Origin of the sequence: Bradyrhizobium sp. CCBAU 051011 (genome assembly GCF_009930815.1) — a bacterium.
Taxonomy (GTDB): domain Bacteria; phylum Pseudomonadota; class Alphaproteobacteria; order Rhizobiales; family Xanthobacteraceae; genus Bradyrhizobium.
Genome location: NZ_CP022222.1, coordinates 2,874,610 through 2,892,461 on the forward strand (window position 1 = coordinate 2,874,610; position 17,852 = coordinate 2,892,461).

Sequence of the window (17,852 nt, forward strand, 5' to 3'; positions counted from 1 at the left end):
ATTTAAGGATTTTTGCGCGGATTGACAGCCTTGGGAGGTGGATCGACCACAGATTCTCTTGTCATGGCCGGGCTTGACCCGGCCATCCATCTTCCTGTGAAGAAAGCGATGGATGCCCGGATCAAGTCCGGGCATGACGAGCTTGCTGTGATCGCGGACCTATTCCGCCGGCTGCAGCGCGGGCCGGGCCTTTTTCGGCGCGATCCAGAACGCGGCGGGCCGCTCGAACAGGAAGTTCGCCCGCACCGCCAGCGCCAGCCGCCAGATCAAAACCGCACCCGCGACACCGGCGACCGTCACAATCAGGGAAACTGTCCCGATATCGGCGATCAGGCTGGTCTTGAGCAGCAGCGTCCGGGTCACCGCCATCGGCAGGAAGAAGGCGAGATAGATGACGATGGAATGCTCGCCGCAATAGCGCAGGAAGTTCAGCCACTGCATCCGCGCCAGCAGCGTGCCCATGACGATAATGGCGCCTGCGCCCGCAAATCCAAGCGCGAGCGAAACCAGCGGCCATTCGTCAAAGCCGGACGCGACCAGCGCGCCGTTGACGATCGCCCACAGTGCGAGGCCGGCAAGCGCCAGCACGGGCTTCTCCCGTGAACGATCCGACAAAGCGAATACGTAAGAAGCAAACAGGTAGCCGGAATAGAAATAGACGAAGCGCCCGCAAAATTCGTCAATCACGGTCCAGCCGGTCGCGACATGCGCCGTCTCCAGCGCCGCGGCCACGATCCAGATCGCGGCCGACGGCAACTTGCGTGACAGTTTTGTGACGACGAAGAACACCGGCAGCAGATAAATGAACCAGAGCGTGCCGAACGGCTCGATGAAGGTTTGCAGATACAGCATGCCGACATGCTGCCAGCCGCCTTCCGCGGCAAAGCCCGGCGCCTTGAAGCCGAACTGGATCGCCACCCACAGCAGATAGAAATAGGCAAAGTGCACGACCTTGCGGTCGAGATAGGTGCGCCAGTTGCGATCGATCACGACTGCCAGGAACAGGCCCGAAATCAGGAAGAAATCCGGCATCCGGAACGGTTTTGCGAACATCACGAAGGCATGCATGAAACCGGTCTGATCGGCCGCCTTTTCCACGCCCAGCACCGAATGCATCATCACGACCATGACGATGCAGATGCCCTTGGCATAGTCCACCCAGTCGATGCGTGGGGAAGCGGATGTGCCGTTTGAAGTCATCAGTGTCCCTTTTCGGCGCGAGGCGGCCGCATCTTCGGCCCGATCCGTTGCTTTCTCCTTTATTCATTCAAATGACATGCCGGAATCGCGCGCTTTTCCGGTTTTCCCTTTTGCTGAAAAATGTTCTAAGACGCCGGCAAACTCGCCGTTGGCGTTAACCATCAAATACGGGTTGTTTTCATGCGGATTGCCATGATCGGCACGGGCTATGTGGGGCTGGTATCCGGCGCCTGCTTTGCGGATTTCGGCCACCGGGTCACCTGTGTGGACAAGGATGCCGGCAAGATCGAAGCCCTGCGCAGAGGTGAAATCCCGATTTTCGAGCCCGGGCTCGACGCGCTTGTCGCCTCCAACGTCAAGGCCAACCGGCTGGACTTCACCACCGACCTGACGGCGCCGGTCGCGGAAGCCGATGCCGTTTTCATCGCGGTCGGCACGCCCTCGCGGCGCGGCGATGGCCATGCCGACCTCACTTACGTCTACAGCGCCGCGCGCGAGATCGCCGCAGTGCTCTCGGGCTTTACGGTGGTGGTGACGAAATCGACCGTGCCGGTCGGCACCGGCGACGAGGTCGAGCGGCTGATCCGCGAAGCCAATCCGTCGGCCGATGTGGTGGTCGCCTCCAATCCGGAATTTTTGCGCGAGGGAGCGGCGATCCGCGACTTCAAATTCCCCGACCGCATCGTGGTCGGCACCGACGACGAACGCGGGCGCAAGGTGCTCGGCGACGTCTACCGGCCGCTGTCGCTGAACCAGGCGCCCGTGATGTTTACGGCGCGGCGCACGGCTGAGCTGATCAAATACGCGGCGAACGCGTTCCTCGCCACCAAGATCACCTTCATCAACGAGATTGCCGATCTCTCCGAAAAGGTCGGCGCCGACGTGCAGCAGGTCGCGCGCGGTATCGGGCTCGACAATCGCATCGGCTCGAAATTCCTGCACGCCGGCCCGGGTTTCGGCGGCTCCTGCTTTCCGAAGGATACCCGCGCGCTGGTCAAGATCGCGCAGGATCATGATGTGCAACTGCGCATCGTCGAGGCCGTGCTCGGCGTCAATGACATCAGAAAGCGGGCGATGGCGCGCAAGGTGTCGAGTGCCGCCGGCAACCTGCGCGGCAAGACGGTTGCGGTGCTCGGCCTCACCTTCAAGCCCGACACCGACGACATGCGCGAGGCGCCGTCGATCCCGCTGGTCACCGGCCTGCTCGACATGGGTGCGAAAGTGCGCGCGCACGATCCGGTCGGCATGGAGCAGGCGAAAAAGGAACTGCCCGAGATCGAGTATTGCGACGATCCCTATGAGTGCGTGAAGGGAGCGGACGCCATGGTGATCGTCACCGAATGGGTGCAATTCCGCGCGCTCGACCTGGAGCGTATCAAGGGTGCGATGGCACAGCCCGTCGTGGTCGACCTGCGCAACATCTACCGTCCCGAGGACATGGCTGCGCACGGCTTTACCTATGAGAGCGTGGGGCGGGCGTCTGAGCCCGGAATTTGATACGCTGTCACGCTGCCGGGAATTCGGTCATGGCCGGGCGTAGCCGTCCGAAGGACGGCGTCGCTTCCGCTCGCCTATGCCCAGCCATCCACGTCTTGATTTCTGGCGGCGAAGAAAGACGTGAATGCCCGGCACAAGGCCGGGCATGACGACGTGGTGATATCTTGTCCCGCACATTCGACACCCCTCTTCCGATCGACGCGGTGCTCGACGAACTCGATCGCACGCTTGCGGGCAACAACACCGCGGTGCTGGTGGCTCCTCCCGGCGCCGGCAAGACCACGCGGGTGCCGCTGGCGTTGCTCGAGGCACCGTGGCTGAAGAACAAGAAGATCATCATGCTCGAGCCGCGGCGGATCGCGGCGCGGGCCAGCGCGGAGCGGATGGCGCGGACGCTCGGCGAGCGGGCGGGGGAGACCGTCGGCTATCGCGTCCGCTTCGGCTCAAAGATCTCGCGCGCGACCCGGATCGAGGTCGTCACCGAGGGAATCTTCTCGCGGCAGATTCTCGATGACCCTGAATTGAACGGCGTCGCCGCCGTGCTGTTTGACGAATTCCATGAGCGCTCGCTCGATGCCGATCTGGGGCTCGCGCTTGCCCGCGACGCGCAGACCGGCTTGCGCGAAGATCTGCGTATCCTGGTGATGTCGGCAACGCTCGACGGCGCGCGGGTCGGTAAACTGCTCGGCGACGCGCCGGTGGTTGCGAGCGAAGGCCGCGCCTTTCCGGTCGAGACGCGCTATCTCGGCCGCAAGGCGGATGCGCCGATCGAGCGGCAGATGGCGGATGCGATCGCCACCGCGCTGCGTGCCGATCCCGGTTCGGTTTTGGCTTTCCTGCCGGGGGCCGCCGAAATCCGCCGCACGCAGAATTTTCTCGCCGAGCGGGTTCATGATGCGAGTGTGGAAATCGTGCCGCTGTTCGGCGCACTTGATGCAGCCGTGCAGGACCGTGCCATCGCACCGGCGCCGAAAGGAACGCGCAAGGTCGTGCTGGCAACATCGATTGCCGAGACTTCGCTGACCATCGAGGGCGTCCGCATCGTCGTCGATTCCGGCTTGGCGCGGGTGCCGCGCTATGAGCCCGATATTGGCCTGACGCGCCTGGAAACCGTGCGCGCCTCGCGCGCCGCGGTCGATCAGCGCCGCGGCCGCGCCGGCCGCACCGAGCCCGGTGTCTGCTACCGGCTATGGGACGAGCCGCAGACCGCGTCGCTTGCCGCTTACACCCAGCCGGAAATTCTCTCGGCCGATCTTTCCTCGCTGGTGCTCGATCTCGCGCAATGGGGCGTCCGCGATCCCGCAACGCTGGCGTTTCTCGACCCCCCGCCTGCGCCGGCATTGAAAGAGGCCAACAGCCTGCTCCTCGAACTCGGCGCGCTTGACGGCGATGGCCGGATCACCGCGGAAGGCCACAGCCTGCGGGCGTTGGCGCTGCCGCCGCGGCTGGCGCGCATGATCGTGGATTCGCATCGGCTGGGGGCGGGCGAAGAGGCGGCCGAAATCGCGGCGATCCTGACCGAGCGCGGGCTCGGCGGCGACAGCGTCGATCTCGACGTCAGGCTCGACCAATTCCGCCGCGACCGCTCGCCCCGCGCGACCAGCGCCCGCAGCCTGGCGCAGCGCTGGGCGCAACAAGTGGCGACGACGGAGGGGGCGCCCGAGGAGGCCGCCTCGCCCTCCACCGGCATCATGCTCGCGCTTGCCTTTCCGGATCGCGTCGCGCGCAACCGCGGCAATGGCAGCTTTGTTCTCGCCAATGGCCGCGGCGCCGCTGTCGAGCAAGCCTCGTCGCTGGCGCGCACGCCCTATATCGCGGTGGGCGAACTGACCGGCACCGCCGCGCAAGGACGCATCCTCCTTGCCGCGCCGATCGCGCAGGCCGATATCGAAACGCGCTTTGCCGACCAGATCGAAAATGCGGATGAGATCTCGTTCGATCGCAGCGCGATGGCGCTGCGCGCGCGCCGCAAGCGGACGCTGCATGCGATCACGCTGTCGGAAGCGCCGATGGCGCTATCGCCCTCGGCCGAGACTGCGCGCATTTTCGCCGCGGGATTGATCGCCGCCGGGCTCGACAAATTGCCGTGGTCGAAAGCGCTGAAGCAGTGGCGCGACCGCGTGATGTTTCTGCGCAAGGCGGGGGGCGAAAGCTGGCCCGACCTGTCGGATGCGGCGCTCGCGGCCGAGAGCGAGAACTGGCTGGTACCGGCGCTCTACGACAAGACCTCGCTGAGGGATTTTTCGCCTGGTGATCTCTCGGACGCGCTGATGGCTCTACTGCCGTGGGAGTTGCGCGCGCGGCTGGAGCGGGAAGCGCCGACGCATTTCGAGGCGCCGACCGGCACCATGCTGGCCATCGACTACGAGGCCGAGCAGGGCCCGACCATTGCCGTGCGCCTGCAGGAATTGTTCGGGCTCAACACCCATCCCTCGATCGCCAAGGGCGCTGTGCCGTTGGTGCTGGAATTGCTGTCCCCGGCGCAACGCCCGGTGCAGGTGACACGCGACCTTCCGGGCTTCTGGCGCGGCAGCTATGCCGCTGTACGCTCCGACCTGCGCGGCCGCTATCCCCGCCACCCCTGGCCGGAAGACCCGGCGAATGCGCCGCCGACGCGAAGGGTTAAGCCGCGGGGGACGTGAGTCGGTTAACCCCGGCGAGAGGGGCTGTCTCTGCGAGTACCGGTGCCGAGATAGCCGTAGCCGCTCACCGGATTGCTACGCAATCCCGATCTCTCCCCCGCAAGCGGGGCGAGGTTGAAGACGGCCCCGTTAACGCTTCACTCATCCTTTTCGTCAAAATGGCAGGCCCGGCCATCGCCGTTAGTCGCGGGTTCGCGACTGGCGTGGTGATATCGGCGGTCTGGCAAAGCGAGCGTGGCGTATGCGTAACCTGATGATCCTTGCCGCCGTTCTGGTTGGCCTCGGCACCTATATGGGGCAGATGGCGAGCAAGATGTCGGCGGCACCGGCGCCGGCACCCGCCAGCGCACCGCCGAAAAAGGCTCCGCCGCAAACGGTCGCGCAAGCCTCCGGCCGCACCCTCGACATTCCCCGCGATGCCCGCGGTCATTTCCAGACCGACGGCCACATCGACGGCCAGCGCATCAATTTCCTGGTCGATACCGGCGCCTCGCTGGTGGCGTTGAATGAGAAGTCCGCGGCCCGCTTCGGCCTGCGTCCTTCCCTCAGCGACTACAACGCGACTGTCTCCACCGCCAACGGCACCATCAAGGCCGCGCGCGCGCGGCTGGCGATGATCGACCTCGGCGGTCTGGTGGTGCGGGACGTCGACGCGCTGGTGCTGCCGGACGAAGCGCTGTCGGAAAACCTGCTCGGCATGTCGTTCCTGTCGAAGCTGAAACGCTTCAACTATGCCAACGGCAGGCTTGTGCTGGAACAGTAAGGTTACCCGGCTACCAAACCGCCGCAATTGATCGCCACAACGCGCCGGCCCGCTATCGCCCGGCCTGCGTATTCGCTATGGCTGCGGTTCCCTCAGCATTCACGACAAGGCCATTTCATGTTTCCGAAGCCCAAATCCGCGCTGGTTCCGAATACCTATGCCTTCGAATCCGGGCCGATGGTGAAGGCAACCGGCTTTCGCGAATATGATGCGCGATGGCTGTTCGAGAAGGAAATCAACCTGATGGGCGTGCAGGCGCTGGGCATGGGGCTCGGCGCGCTGATTGCGGAACTTGGCGTCAAACGGGAAATCGTCACCGGCCATGATTTCCGCGGCTATTCGGCGTCGATCAAATACGCGCTGATTTCCGGTCTGATGGCGGCTGGCTGCAAGGTGCATGACATCGGGCTTGCGGTAACGCCGATGGCCTATTTCGCGCAGTTCGATCTCGACGTGCCTTGCGTCGCGATGGTGACGGCGTCGCATAACGACAATGGCTGGACCGGCGTCAAGATGGGCGCCAACCGCCCGCTCACTTTCGGTCCCGACGAGATGACGCGGCTGAAGGAAATCGTGCTCAACGCCGAGTTCAAGAACCAGGTCGGCGGCTCCTACCAATTCCACGAGAATTTCCCGGCGCGCTACATCGCCGATCTCACCAGTCGTCCCAAGCTGAAGCGCAAGCTCAAGGTTGTTGCCGCCTGCGGCAACGGCACCGCGGGCGCGTTTGCGCCGCAGGTGCTGGAGGCGATCGGTTGCGAGGTGATCCCGCTCGATACCGAGCTTGACCACACTTTCCCAAAATACAATCCGAATCCCGAAGACATGGAGATGCTGCACGCGATCCGCGACGCGGTGCTTCAGCACAAGGCCGATGTCGGCTTGGGCTTCGACGGCGATGGCGATCGCTGCGGTGTTGTCGACAATACCGGCGAGGAAATCTTCGCCGACAAGGTCGGCGTGATGCTGGCGCGCGACATGTCAGCGATCCACAAGGATGCGCAGTTCGTCGTCGACGTAAAATCGACCGGCCTGTTCGTGACGGACCCGGTGCTGCAAAAGCAGGGTGCAAGAACCGCCTACTGGAAGACCGGCCATTCCTACATGAAGCGCCGCACCAACGAGATGGGCGCGCTGGCAGGTTTCGAAAAGTCCGGCCACTTCTTCTTCAACAAGCCGTTCGGCCGCGGCTATGACGACGGTCTCGTCTCGGCGATCGCGATCTGCGAGATGCTCGATCGCGCGCCGGATAAGTCGATGGCCGACCTGAAGAACGCGATTCCCAAGACCTGGTCGTCGCCGACGATGTCGCCCCATTGCGGTGACGAGGTGAAGTACGGCGTGGCGGATGCCGTGGTGAAGCATTTTGAAGCGCTGCAGAAGAAGGGCGACAAGGTCGCCGGCCAGAAGATCCGCGATCTCGTCACCGTCAACGGCGTGCGCGTCACGGTCGAGGACGGAAGCTGGGGCCTGGTGCGGGCCTCATCCAACAAGCCGGAGCTTGTGGTAGTGGTCGAGAGCCCGGTCTCCGAACAGCGCATGCGCGACATGTTCGAGGCGATGGATTCCGTGCTGCGCACGCATCCCGAAGTCGGCGAGTATAATCAGAAGATCTAGAAGACCGCTCCATCTCGCCGGCCCGCAGCCATCGGCCTGCAACTGTTCGTGTTGCCCCGGAACGCTTTCGATTTGACTGCGTTACGGGGGGCAACCGGTAAAGCTGCAAGGCTTGCGCTCATGGTTCTCTTGAAGATATCCGCAGTTGTCGTCGTTGCGATCGCCATGGCGCTGGCGCTCGCTCATGCACTGGAATTACCCGGCAAAATGCGGTTGCAGAAGGAGCAATATCTGGCGGTCCAAGCGATCTATTATCCCGGCTTCACGATTGGCGGAGCAGCCGAGCCGGTAAGCGTGTTGTTGACGGCACTGCTCGCGTTTTTGACGCCGTCAGGGAGTCTGAGTTTCTGGCTGACGCTTGGCGCCTGCTGTGCGCTAGCCCTGATGCAGGTCGTCTATTGGGCATTCATCCACCCCGTGAATAATTTCTGGGTCAGGGATGTCAATCTGCAAGGCGCCGGCGCTGCCTTTTTCAGATTCGGTAGCAGCGGGTCGACGCGCTCAGGGCAAGCAGATTGGACCTATCTTCGCGACCGCTGGGAATACTCTCATGTCGCGCGCGCAGCTCTTGCCGTGATCGCGTTAGGCTTGCTCGTGACCGCCCTCATTGATTGAGGCTCTACATCTCCTACGCCGCCGGCACCGGCAGCGCGGTCACCGACTTGATCTTCTCCATCGCAAAGCGCGAGGTGACGTTCTTCAGTGGCACGGCGCTGATCAGCTTCTTGTAGAACACGTCGTAGCTCGCCATGTCGGCGACCACGACGCGCAGCATGTAATCGACGTCGCCGGCCATGCGGTAGAATTCCATTACCTCGGGCATGGCGCTGACCGCGCTGGCGAAGGCCTTCAGCCATGCTTCCGAATGATCGGAGCTCTCGACCGAGACGAACACCGAAATGCCGAGGCCGATCTTGTTCTGATCGACCAGCGCTACCCGCCGCAGAATCACGCCGTCGGCCTCCAGCCGCTGGATGCGCTTCCAGCACGGTGTTGACGACAGTCCGACCCGGTCGCCGATCTCGGCGACGGAAAGGGAGGCGTCCTCCTGCAATACGGTGAGGATCTTGCGGTCGATGGCATCCAGGCGGCGGTTGCCTTCGTGGAGCTGAATGGCGAGGTCGGTCATGAGAAAATTGTTCCATAGGCAAGGTTTTGATACCTCATATATAGAAAAATCTTCTCGTGCAAGCCCAACTATTGACCGGCCCGGACCACGCCCGCGCTTTGGCCGTGACTCAAAAGCTCTTCAACTTCAACACGTTGGGGCGCTGCGAAGGCGCCACCAAAGCGGGTGCATTTCAGCGCTGCCGCGGCGGAGGCGAACCGGAGCGCCTGCCGCAGTTCCTGCTTCTCGGTGATGGCCAGCGCAAATGCACCGTGGAACACGTCCCCGGCGCCGAGGGTATCTACCGTGTGTACCGGGAAGGCCGGGGTTTCCTGGATACCGCCGTTCTCGTCGAGCCAGATCGTGCCCCGGGGGCCGCGCGTGCCGGCCAGGAAGGACGGGGTCAGCTTTGCGATTTTCTTAAGCGCCTGGGCGTCGTCGGAGACGTCGGCGGTCTCCTGCAGTGGCTCGCTGGAGAACACCAGATGCGTGGAGGCGTTCAGCAGGCCCTCGCGCAGCGACATCGCGCGATCGACGTCGACGATCACGGGAATGCCGCGCCGGACGGCCTCGGCGCAAAGCTCGGTGCAGAATTCGGCGCAGCGGCTCTCGGTGAGGATGGCGGCGCAATCGTCCAGCAGTGTGTCGAAGTCGGGCAACTTCACATGCCACAGTTTCGGATCGCGGAAGGTCACGATGGTGCGCTCGCCGGACGGATCGATCATCACCGCCGAGATCGGTGTCACCAGCCCCGGCATGTGGATGAGATGCTTCGTCTCGATGCCCTCTTGAGCCATCTGATCGAAGATGAAGCGGCTCGAGGTTTCCTTGGCGTCGCCCATCGGCCCGCAGATCGAGGCGCGGCCACCGAGCCGAACGATACCGATCGCGCCATTGAGCGCGTTGCCGCCGCAGATTTCGTCGAATGCGGTGGCGTTCTCCTTGGAGCCGCGCCCGGGAACGCCCGGCGTATGAAAGGTCAGGTCGCGCACCGGCATGCCGATGCAGAGAATCCGCGGCGGGAGTTTGGGCGCCTTGTCTTGAAAGTTCATGTGGGTTCCGCCTTCTGCCGGAACCAGGGTCCGGAGTTAATCGACTGGCCCATGGACGGTTCCCGCTATGCGCTGGTTTCGTTTCCCCCATGCACCCAGCGGCCGATCAGATGGTGCGCTATCGCAAACGGATGTGCGGCAAATAAGCCATCAGGATGTTCGCGTCGGTGCATCAATGCGACCTCGTCGCGGCTGAACCAGCGCGCGTCCTCGAGTTCTACGCGATCCACCACGATATCCTCGTTGAGCGCGCGCGCGGAGCATCCGATCATCAGCGAGGACGGATAGGGCCATGGCTGGGTCATGTAATAGCTGACGTCGGTGCAGTGGATGCCGGATTCCTCGAAAATCTCGCGGCGGACCGCGTCCTCGATGGTCTCGGCCGCTTCGACGAAGCCGGCCAGACATGACCACATCCCGGGCATGAACTGCTTCTGCCGGCCCAGCAGGCATTTGTCCCCTGACGTCACCAGCATGATCACGACCGGGTCGGTGCGCGGAAAATGCTCGGCCTTGCAGCTCGGACACTCGCGCTTCCAGCCGCCCTCCTTCATCGCGGTGCGCGTGCCGCAATTGGCGCAATAGCCATGGCGCTGATGCCACGTCACCATCGATTTCGCCATGGCGATCGCGGATAGCTGTTCCAGCGGGGCGGCGCCCTGCATCGCCATGCCGCGCAGCTCGGTCACGGCGACGTCGTCGCGTCCGATCAGTTTTTCAACGGCCGCGGCGGAAATGCCCATGCCGAAAATCGGCGCGCCGTCGCGCAGGCCCAGAAAGATCGTGCCGGGATTGGCGCCGAGCTTGACGGCCTCTTCGACGCCGAGCAGCACGCGCGGCCCTTCGGCCTCCTGTCTCACCAGAAGCGAGTCGCGGTAGATCACATAAGCGCCGGCGTTGCGCTGGTTCTCCAGCGCGAACAGTTTTTCGTCATTGGTGCGCAGATGTGCCGCGCGATCCAGAATATTGGTAACGAATGCGGGTCTTCCCAGCGGATACCTGTCGAATGCGGACATCTATTCAACCCAACCAGATCTTGCGGCGAAGCGCGTTGATGAAATTCTGGACTTCCTCGGCGTCATGCGCCAGCGGCGGCATCACGCCCCAGACCGGGCGCGGCCAGGCCGCGTCGCTGGTACGGCGAGCGATAATGTGGACATGCAACTGCGGCACCAGATTGCCGAGCGCCGCGACATTGAGCTTGTCGCATTTGGTGATCTCTTTCAGCGCCCGCGAGACCCGGGCGATTTCGGTCATCAACTGCGCCTGCGCCACCTCGTCGAGGTCGATGATTTCCACCGCACCCTCGCGGCGCGGCACCAGCAGCAGCCAGGGGTAATGCGCATCCTTGATGACTAGCACCTTGCACAGCGGCAGGTCGCCAATATCGATCGTGTCCTTTTGGAGCTGGGAGTGCAGCGACCAGGCGGAGGCGTCAGAGGGCATCAAGTGTTCTCTATTCTGGAGATAGCCTTGCAGAGAGTGGTTCTGCAAACAACTGCCGTCATGCCCGGGCGGAAGCGCGTTTTCGCGCCAGAGACCCCGGCATCCGGGCTTTTTTACGCGACGCTGAGGAAGCAAGACGTGGATGGCCGGGTCAAGCCCGGCCATGACGAAATGGGGGTGTTCCGGCGCATGGCCCCACCAACCCCGCTTGCTTTCCGGCCCTTTTGGCCCCAAATAGGGACCGGGAGATTGGCGGTGGACGAGCCACTCGCCAACCGGGTCAGGTCCGGAAGGAAGCAGCCCTAACGAGGTCCGGATCGGGTCGCTCGTCAGTCTCCTACCTGTTTTTCGAGCGAATCGAGCGGGAAAGCGGCCAGTCCGCGCCATGCGCTAGATTTCGTTCCTATCCGCAAGCCGGCCCCGAGAGACAATCAGTTGCGGATCGACCGATGAGTGATGCTGGCGCTCCCCCCGACAAGTCAGACGGCCAAGGTGGTCTCGGTGGCGAGACCGCCAAGCCCTACCGGGTGCTGGCGCGAAAATACCGTCCCTCCAGTTTCGACGACCTGATCGGCCAGGAGGCCATGGTCCGCACCGTTTCGAATGCGTTCGAAACCGGGCGGATTCCGCAGGCCTGGATCCTGACCGGCGTCCGCGGTGTCGGCAAAACCACGACGGCGCGGATTCTCGCCCGTGCGCTCAACTACGAAAAGCCCGATGGCTCGGTGAAGGGACCGACCATCCACATGCCGGACCTCGGCGTGCATTGCCAGGCGATCATGGAAAGCCGGCACATGGATGTGCTGGAAATGGACGCCGCCTCCCATACCGGTGTCGACGATGTCCGCCAGATCAATGACAGCGTGCGCTATGCGCCGGCCAGCGCTCGCTACAAGGTCTACATCATCGACGAAGTCCACATGCTGTCGACGGCGGCCTTCAACGCCTTCCTGAAGACGCTGGAAGAGCCACCCGAACACGCCAAATTCGTCTTTGCCACCACCGAAATCCGCAAAGTACCGGTCACGGTGCTGTCGCGCTGCCAGCGTTTTGATCTCCGCCGGGTCGAAGCCGACGTGCTGATGGGGCATCTCGCCAACATTGCGACCAAGGAAGGCGTCGAGGTCGAGCCCGAGGCGCTCGGCATCATCGCCCGCGCTGCGGAAGGCTCGGTGCGCGATTCGTTGTCGCTGTTCGATCAAGCGATTGCCCATGCGGCGGGCACCGTGCGCGCCGATGCCGTGCGGCAGATGCTGGGCTTGGCCGACCGCACCCGGGTGATCGATCTGTTCGAGCATCTGGCGCGCGGCGACATCGCCAGTGCCTTTGGCGAATTCCGCAGCCAATATGACGTCGGCGCCGATCCGGTGGTGGTGCTGTCCGATCTCGCCGAATTCGTCAATTTCGTCACCCGCGTGAAGATCGTGCCCGCCACCGCCGACAACGTCGCGTTCGGCGAGACCGAGCGCGTCCGCGCCCGGGAATTTGCCGCAAAGCTGTCGATGCGGGTGCTGTCGCGGATGTGGCAGATGCTGCTCAAGGGGATCGCCGAGGTCCAGACCGCGACCCGGCCGGCGGCGGCCGCGGAAATGGTGCTGGTGCGCATTGCCTATGTCGCCGACCTGCCGACGCCGGACGAGGCGATCCGGATGCTCGACCAGAACGGCGGAGGGACGCAGATTGCCTCTGGCGGCGCGGCGCCGGCACGGGCCGCACCCTCCGCACCGGTATCTTCAATGTCCGCTTCGCCGTTGCGTGCTCCGGCATCGCCCCGCTCAGGCGCGGAAGCCTCCGCCCGCCCGCAAATGGCACCGTCAGCACAAACGGACTCCGCGCCCGTGCTGCGAATCACGACCTTCCCGCAACTGGTGGCGCTCGCCGGCGAGAAGCGCGATATCCTGACCAAGACGGCGCTGGAAGCCGACATGCGCCTGGTCCGCTTCGAGGACGGGCGGCTGGAAGTTGCGCTGGAACGCGTCGCGGCGCGCGGGCTGGTCAACGACCTCTCCCGCAAGCTGGAACTGTGGACCGGGCGGCGCTGGACCGTGATCGTCTCCAACGAGGCCGGCCAGCCGACTCTGCGCTCGCAGAACGAGCAGGCGCGGAACGAGCACGCCCGCGCCGCGGAGGCCGATCCGCGGGTGCAGGAGGTGCTGGCGCGATTTCCCGGCGCCAAGGTGGTCGAGGTGCGCCGGCTTGCCGCCGAGCCGCCGGAATCCAATATTATCGCTGATGACTTGAACGAGAGCTCCGACGGCGACGACGACTGATCGGACGCTCGAGAGGACGGACGAATGGCTGATTTTCTCGGCATGATGAAGCAGGCCGCGCAACTGCAATCCAAGATGCAGGCGATGCAGGAGGAGCTCGGCAATCTCGAGGTCGAGGGCATCTCCGGCGGCGGGCTGGTCGCCGTGCGCATGACCGCGAAGATGGAAGTGAAGGGCGTTAAGATCGATCCGTCGCTGATGAAGGCCGAAGAGCGCGAGGTGCTCGAGGATCTCTTGGTGAGCGCGCATAATGACGCGCGGCGCAAGGCGGAAACCGCGGCGATGGAAAAGATGCAGGCACTGACCGGCGGCCTCGGCCTGCCGCCCGGGCTTGGTCTGACCTGAAATGGCCGCCAGCGTTGCCGGCCCTGAAATCGAACGCCTGATCCAGCTCCTAGCGCGGCTGCCGGGGCTGGGCCCGCGCTCGGCGCGGCGCGCGGCGCTGCATCTGATCAAGAAGCGTGAAGCCCTGATGACGCCGCTCGCGGGCGCCCTGCAGGTCGCCATCGACCGGATCCAGGTCTGCAAGACCTGCGGCAATATCGACACGCAAAATCCCTGCACGGTGTGCACCGATCCGCGGCGCGATCCCTCGACCATCGTCGTGGTCGCCGACGTCGCCGATCTCTGGGCGCTGGAACGCGCAAATGCGACCAACGGCCGCTATCACGTGCTCGGCGCCACATTGTCGCCACTGGATGGTGTCGGGCCGCAGGATCTGACCATCGATGCACTGGTGGCCCGCGCGCACGAATCACAAGTCGGCGAAATCGTTCTGGCGCTCAATGCAACGGTTGATGGCCAGACCACCGCGCACTACATCACCGATCTTCTGCAGGACGCCAACGTCAAGGTCACCCGGCTCGCGCATGGCGTGCCTGTCGGCGGCGAGCTTGATTATCTCGACGAAGGTACGCTATCGGCTGCCATGCGGCAGCGAACGCTGTTCTAACCCCACAGACGGAACTGATCGACATGACGAAACCTCGATTCGGCAGACGCTCCCGCTTTGCGCTCATCATGGCAGCGGCGCTGATCGCGCCTTCCGCATGGGCGCAGCAGGGCGAGCCGGCGCCGAAGCCCGGCAAGCCGATGAATGCCGGCGACGTGTTGTCAGGTGAACTTAACGCCATGAAGGGCGGCAAGAAGAGCAAGCGCGCCGCGACCTACCAGATCACCAGCGAACCGCGCCGGCTGCCGCCGCCGAACGGGCTGTGCAATCTCGAAACCGGCCCTGAGACATTCCAACTCGTCACCACCAGCGACGCCCAGGCCGCGCAGCTCAAAAATTTCATCGGCAAGGAAATTTCCGTGAAGGTCGACGAAGTCGCCTGCGCCCAGGACGCCGGTCAGATGAGCGAGGCTGTGATCACCAAATGGAGCGTGGTGACCAAGCATTGAGTTGCGAACTTCGTAGCCCGGATGGAGCGAAGCGCAATCCGGGATGATCTCTCCGCCTGTATGCCGACCCCGGATTTCGCTTCGCTCCATCCGGGCTACAAACGCTTAAACTTTCACCGGCCCCACTGCCTCGAAATGCCCGCGCCGCTGCAGCCACGCCAGCAGGATCAGGCTAGGCACAGCCACTACGACCGAGATCACGAAGAACAGCGGCCAGCCCGTTGTCTCCGCCACAAAGCCCGCACCTGAGGACAAATAGGTGCGTCCGACGGCGGCGAGCGCGGTGAGCAGTGCGTATTGGGTCGCGGTGTGCAGCGGATTCTGGCACAGCGCCGAGAGATAGGCGACGAAGATCACGGTTCCGATCGCGCCGGTGAAGTTTTCCGCCGAGATGGCGACGGCCAGCGCCCACTGGTTGGTGCCGACAAAGGCGAGCCACGCGAACACGAGGTTGGAGATCGCCTGCAGCACGCCGCCGATCCACAGGCTTGCGACCAGCGAATAGCGCCGCGCCACATAGCCGCCGGCAAAACCGCCAATCAGGGTCGCGGCGAGGCCGACGCCCTTGACGATGGCGGCGTAGTCGTTGCGGGTGAAGCCAAGGTCGATCACGAACGGCGCGGTCATGGTACCGGAAAATGCGTCGGTGAGCTTGAACAGCACCACGAAGGCGAGCGCCACCCAGGCATGCTTGCGGGACAGAAATTCGGAGAACGCCCCGATGGCCGCATGCATGACGCGGGCGAGAGCCGACTCGTCGCGGGTCGCTTCTTCCGCGCGCACCGATTGCTCGGGCTCGGTGGCGGCGAGCGCCGTGAGGGTGCCGATCAGCACCAGCGCGGCCATGACGACATAGCCCCACATCCACGCTGAACCGCGCCCGATGCCGGTGCTCTCGAACGCCGTCACGATGAACAGCACGCCGGCGGTCGACACCAGCATGCCGATCCGGTAGGCCGCGACATACGAGGCCATGCCGGCGGCCTGCTCGCTCTCGGGCAGGCTTTCGACGCGAAACGCATCGACGACGATGTCCTGGGTCGAGGACATCATGGCGACCAGAAGCGCGCCCAGCGCCACGAACAGCGGCGAGCGCGCCGGATCCGTCAGCGCCAGCAGCAGGATTGCGCCGATCAGGAGCAGTTGCGAGAACACCAGCCAGCCGCGGCGGCGGCCGAAGGCGCGGGTGAATACCGGCACATGCAGCGCATCGACCAGCGGCGCCCAGATGAATTTAAGCGTGTAGGGCGTGCCGACCAGCGCGAACAGCCCGATGGTGACGAGATCGACGCCGGATTCGCGCATCCATACCAGGAGCGTCGATCCTGACAGCGCCAGCGGCAGGCCGGACGAAAAGCCGAGCATCAGCACGATCAGCACGCGGGGTTGCAGATACACGGCCCAGGCCTCGCGCCAGGTTGGCGCGGGGGCAGGTGTGGCCGATGAGGATGTGGTTTCAGGTGCGGTCATGCGAGGGGGTTAGCAGACTCCGGTGTCTTCCCTCTCCCCTTGTGGGAGAGGGTGGATCGAATGAGCGAAGCTCATTCGAGACGGGTGAGGGGTCTGTTTCCGCGGATAGAGACCCCTCATCCGGCGTGGACTGCGTCCACGCCACCTTCTCCCACAAGGGGAGAAGGAAAGAAACTACTCCCCCGCCTGCAGTTTGCGCGGCACGGGGAACAGTTCGGCCGTTCCGCCCTTCACCACGCGCGGTGCCTCGATCGGAGCATCCGCCTTGCTGAAATCGAGTTCCTCGATCCGGCCCGCCCGCTTCTCGATCTTGTCGGCGGAAATCAATATCTGCCGGACGTCCTCGTTCACATCGCCAAAATGCTTCTGCAGCTTCAGCACGCGATCACGCAGGCGCCCCAGATCGTCGCCGAGGTTGAGCACCTCGGTGCGGATCTGGTCGGCGGCATCGCGCATCCGCGCGTCTTTTAAAATCTGCTGCATCACCTGGATCGCCAGCATCAATAGCGAGGGCGACACCAGCACGACGCGGGCGCGGTAGGCCTTCTGGATCACGTCGTCAAAACCGTCGTGGATTTCGGCGTAGACCGATTCCGACGGCACGAACATCAGCGCGGTGTCCTGGGTCTCGCCGGTGATCAGATATTTCTCGGCGATGTCGTTGACATGCTTCATCACGTCGTTGCGCAGGCGTTGGGTAGCAAATTTGCGCTCCTCGTCGCTGCGCGCATCATGCAGCGCGGTCATCGCTTCCAGCGGGAATTTCGCGTCGATGCAGAGCGGGCGCTGATCGGGCAGGAACACGACGCAGTCCGGCCGCTTGCCGGTCGAGAGCGTGTACTGGAATTCGTAAGCGCCCTGCGGCATGCCGTCCTGCACAATCGCTTCCATCCGCGCCTGGCCAAAGGCGCCGCGCGACTGCTTGTTGGCAAGGACGTCGCGCAAGGTCGTCACCTGCGAGGTCAGGTCGGTGAGATTCTTATGCGCGTTATCGATGATGCCTAGCCGCTCATGCAGCACGCGCAAGCTATCCATGGTGTGGCGCGTGGTGGCTTCCATCGACTGGCCGACCCGATGCGTCACCGAATCCAGCCGCTCGTTGACGGCGCGCGCCATCTCGGCCTGGCGGCCGGCCAGCGACTGGGCCATGGCGTCGACCCGGCCGGTGGATTCGCTCTGCGCCCGCAGCATCTCGCTCAGACGCTCTTCCAGTTCATCGGCGCGGATCGCCTGCGCCATCGCCAGTTCCGCGCCCCGGCGGCCGGAGCGGGCAATCACGATGGCGATGGTCAGCAACAGTACCAGCGCGAGCGTGCCGAACCCGATCAGCGCCTCGCCAACGTGAATCGGCAGGTCGCCGACCGTGAGAAGAATTTCGTTCATGTC

Annotated in this window: 16 protein-coding genes and 1 other RNA gene; 10 read left to right on the forward strand and 7 right to left on the reverse strand. The window is 64.0% G+C overall.

What is annotated here, in order from left to right:
* Positions 1 to 159 precede the first annotated feature (159 nt).
* Positions 160 to 1,200, reverse strand: a complete 1,041-nt coding sequence (locus ACH79_RS13615) for an acyltransferase family protein (protein ID WP_161851483.1) — start codon at positions 1,198 to 1,200, stop codon at positions 160 to 162.
* A gap of 180 nt (positions 1,201 to 1,380) precedes the next feature.
* Between ACH79_RS13615 and ACH79_RS13620 the strand changes: the two genes are divergently transcribed.
* The 5 genes from ACH79_RS13620 (at position 1,381) to ACH79_RS13640 (ending at position 8,334) form a co-directional block, all read left to right on the forward strand.
* Positions 1,381 to 2,697 carry a UDP-glucose/GDP-mannose dehydrogenase family protein gene (locus tag ACH79_RS13620; protein WP_161851484.1) on the forward strand — a complete coding sequence of 439 codons (1,317 nt, stop codon included), beginning with the start codon at positions 1,381 to 1,383 and terminating at the stop codon, positions 2,695 to 2,697.
* A gap of 164 nt (positions 2,698 to 2,861) precedes the next feature.
* Positions 2,862 to 5,339: an ATP-dependent helicase HrpB gene (hrpB, locus tag ACH79_RS13625; RefSeq protein WP_161851485.1), complete on the forward strand. Its 2,478-nt coding sequence runs from the start codon at positions 2,862 to 2,864 to the stop codon at positions 5,337 to 5,339.
* 241 nt (positions 5,340 to 5,580) lie between these two features.
* Positions 5,581 to 6,102: a TIGR02281 family clan AA aspartic protease gene (locus tag ACH79_RS13630; RefSeq protein WP_161851486.1), complete on the forward strand. Its 522-nt coding sequence runs from the start codon at positions 5,581 to 5,583 to the stop codon at positions 6,100 to 6,102.
* Between the two features lie 117 nt (positions 6,103 to 6,219).
* A complete protein-coding gene (locus ACH79_RS13635) occupies positions 6,220 to 7,719 on the forward strand; it encodes a phosphomannomutase/phosphoglucomutase (RefSeq protein WP_161851487.1) in 1,500 nt (499 codons plus the stop codon).
* A gap of 120 nt (positions 7,720 to 7,839) precedes the next feature.
* The gene (locus ACH79_RS13640) at positions 7,840 to 8,334 is read left to right on the forward strand and encodes an anthrone oxygenase family protein (protein WP_161851488.1); all 495 of its coding nucleotides are present in this window, start codon (positions 7,840 to 7,842) and stop codon (positions 8,332 to 8,334) included.
* A gap of 13 nt (positions 8,335 to 8,347) precedes the next feature.
* Here the strand turns inward: ACH79_RS13640 and ACH79_RS13645 are convergent, their stop codons facing one another.
* The 4 genes from ACH79_RS13645 to ACH79_RS13660 all read right to left on the reverse strand — a co-directional run bounded on the left by ACH79_RS13645 (position 8,348) and on the right by ACH79_RS13660 (position 11,325).
* On the reverse strand, positions 8,348 to 8,848 hold the full coding sequence (locus ACH79_RS13645) for an Lrp/AsnC family transcriptional regulator (RefSeq protein ID WP_161851489.1): 501 nt from the start codon (positions 8,846 to 8,848) through the stop codon (positions 8,348 to 8,350).
* A gap of 68 nt (positions 8,849 to 8,916) precedes the next feature.
* Positions 8,917 to 9,879: a sugar kinase gene (locus ACH79_RS13650; RefSeq protein WP_161851490.1), complete on the reverse strand. Its 963-nt coding sequence runs from the start codon at positions 9,877 to 9,879 to the stop codon at positions 8,917 to 8,919.
* Between the two features lie 65 nt (positions 9,880 to 9,944).
* On the reverse strand, positions 9,945 to 10,895 hold the full coding sequence (gene nudC / locus ACH79_RS13655; protein WP_161851491.1) for an NAD(+) diphosphatase: 951 nt from the start codon (positions 10,893 to 10,895) through the stop codon (positions 9,945 to 9,947).
* Positions 10,896 to 10,899: 4 nt separating this feature from the next.
* Entirely contained in the window at positions 10,900 to 11,325 is a 426-nt protein-coding gene (locus ACH79_RS13660) for an HIT domain-containing protein (RefSeq protein WP_057857395.1), read from the reverse strand.
* Between the two features lie 244 nt (positions 11,326 to 11,569).
* Between ACH79_RS13660 and ffs the strand changes: the two genes are divergently transcribed.
* The 5 genes from ffs (at position 11,570) to ACH79_RS13685 (ending at position 14,996) form a co-directional block, all read left to right on the forward strand.
* Positions 11,570 to 11,666, forward strand: an RNA gene (gene ffs, locus ACH79_RS13665) — signal recognition particle sRNA small type.
* 108 nt (positions 11,667 to 11,774) lie between these two features.
* Positions 11,775 to 13,595 (forward strand): DNA polymerase III subunit gamma/tau, encoded by a 1,821-nt coding sequence (locus ACH79_RS13670; protein ID WP_161851492.1) that lies wholly within the window; start codon positions 11,775 to 11,777, stop codon positions 13,593 to 13,595.
* A gap of 24 nt (positions 13,596 to 13,619) precedes the next feature.
* On the forward strand, positions 13,620 to 13,940 hold the full coding sequence (locus tag ACH79_RS13675) for a YbaB/EbfC family nucleoid-associated protein (protein WP_161851493.1): 321 nt from the start codon (positions 13,620 to 13,622) through the stop codon (positions 13,938 to 13,940).
* Position 13,941: 1 nt separating this feature from the next.
* The gene (gene recR / locus ACH79_RS13680) at positions 13,942 to 14,547 is read left to right on the forward strand and encodes a recombination mediator RecR (protein ID WP_057857392.1); all 606 of its coding nucleotides are present in this window, start codon (positions 13,942 to 13,944) and stop codon (positions 14,545 to 14,547) included.
* Between the two features lie 23 nt (positions 14,548 to 14,570).
* Entirely contained in the window at positions 14,571 to 14,996 is a 426-nt protein-coding gene (locus ACH79_RS13685; RefSeq protein WP_161851494.1) for a hypothetical protein, read from the forward strand.
* A 105-nt stretch (positions 14,997 to 15,101) separates the two neighbouring features.
* Here ACH79_RS13685 and ACH79_RS13690 read toward each other — a convergent pair whose 3' ends face one another.
* The gene (locus ACH79_RS13690) at positions 15,102 to 16,466 is read right to left on the reverse strand and encodes an MFS transporter (protein ID WP_161851495.1); all 1,365 of its coding nucleotides are present in this window, start codon (positions 16,464 to 16,466) and stop codon (positions 15,102 to 15,104) included.
* Positions 16,467 to 16,640: 174 nt separating this feature from the next.
* Positions 16,641 to 17,849, reverse strand: a complete 1,209-nt coding sequence (locus tag ACH79_RS13695; RefSeq protein WP_161851496.1) for a DNA recombination protein RmuC — start codon at positions 17,847 to 17,849, stop codon at positions 16,641 to 16,643.
* Positions 17,850 to 17,852 lie beyond the last annotated feature (3 nt).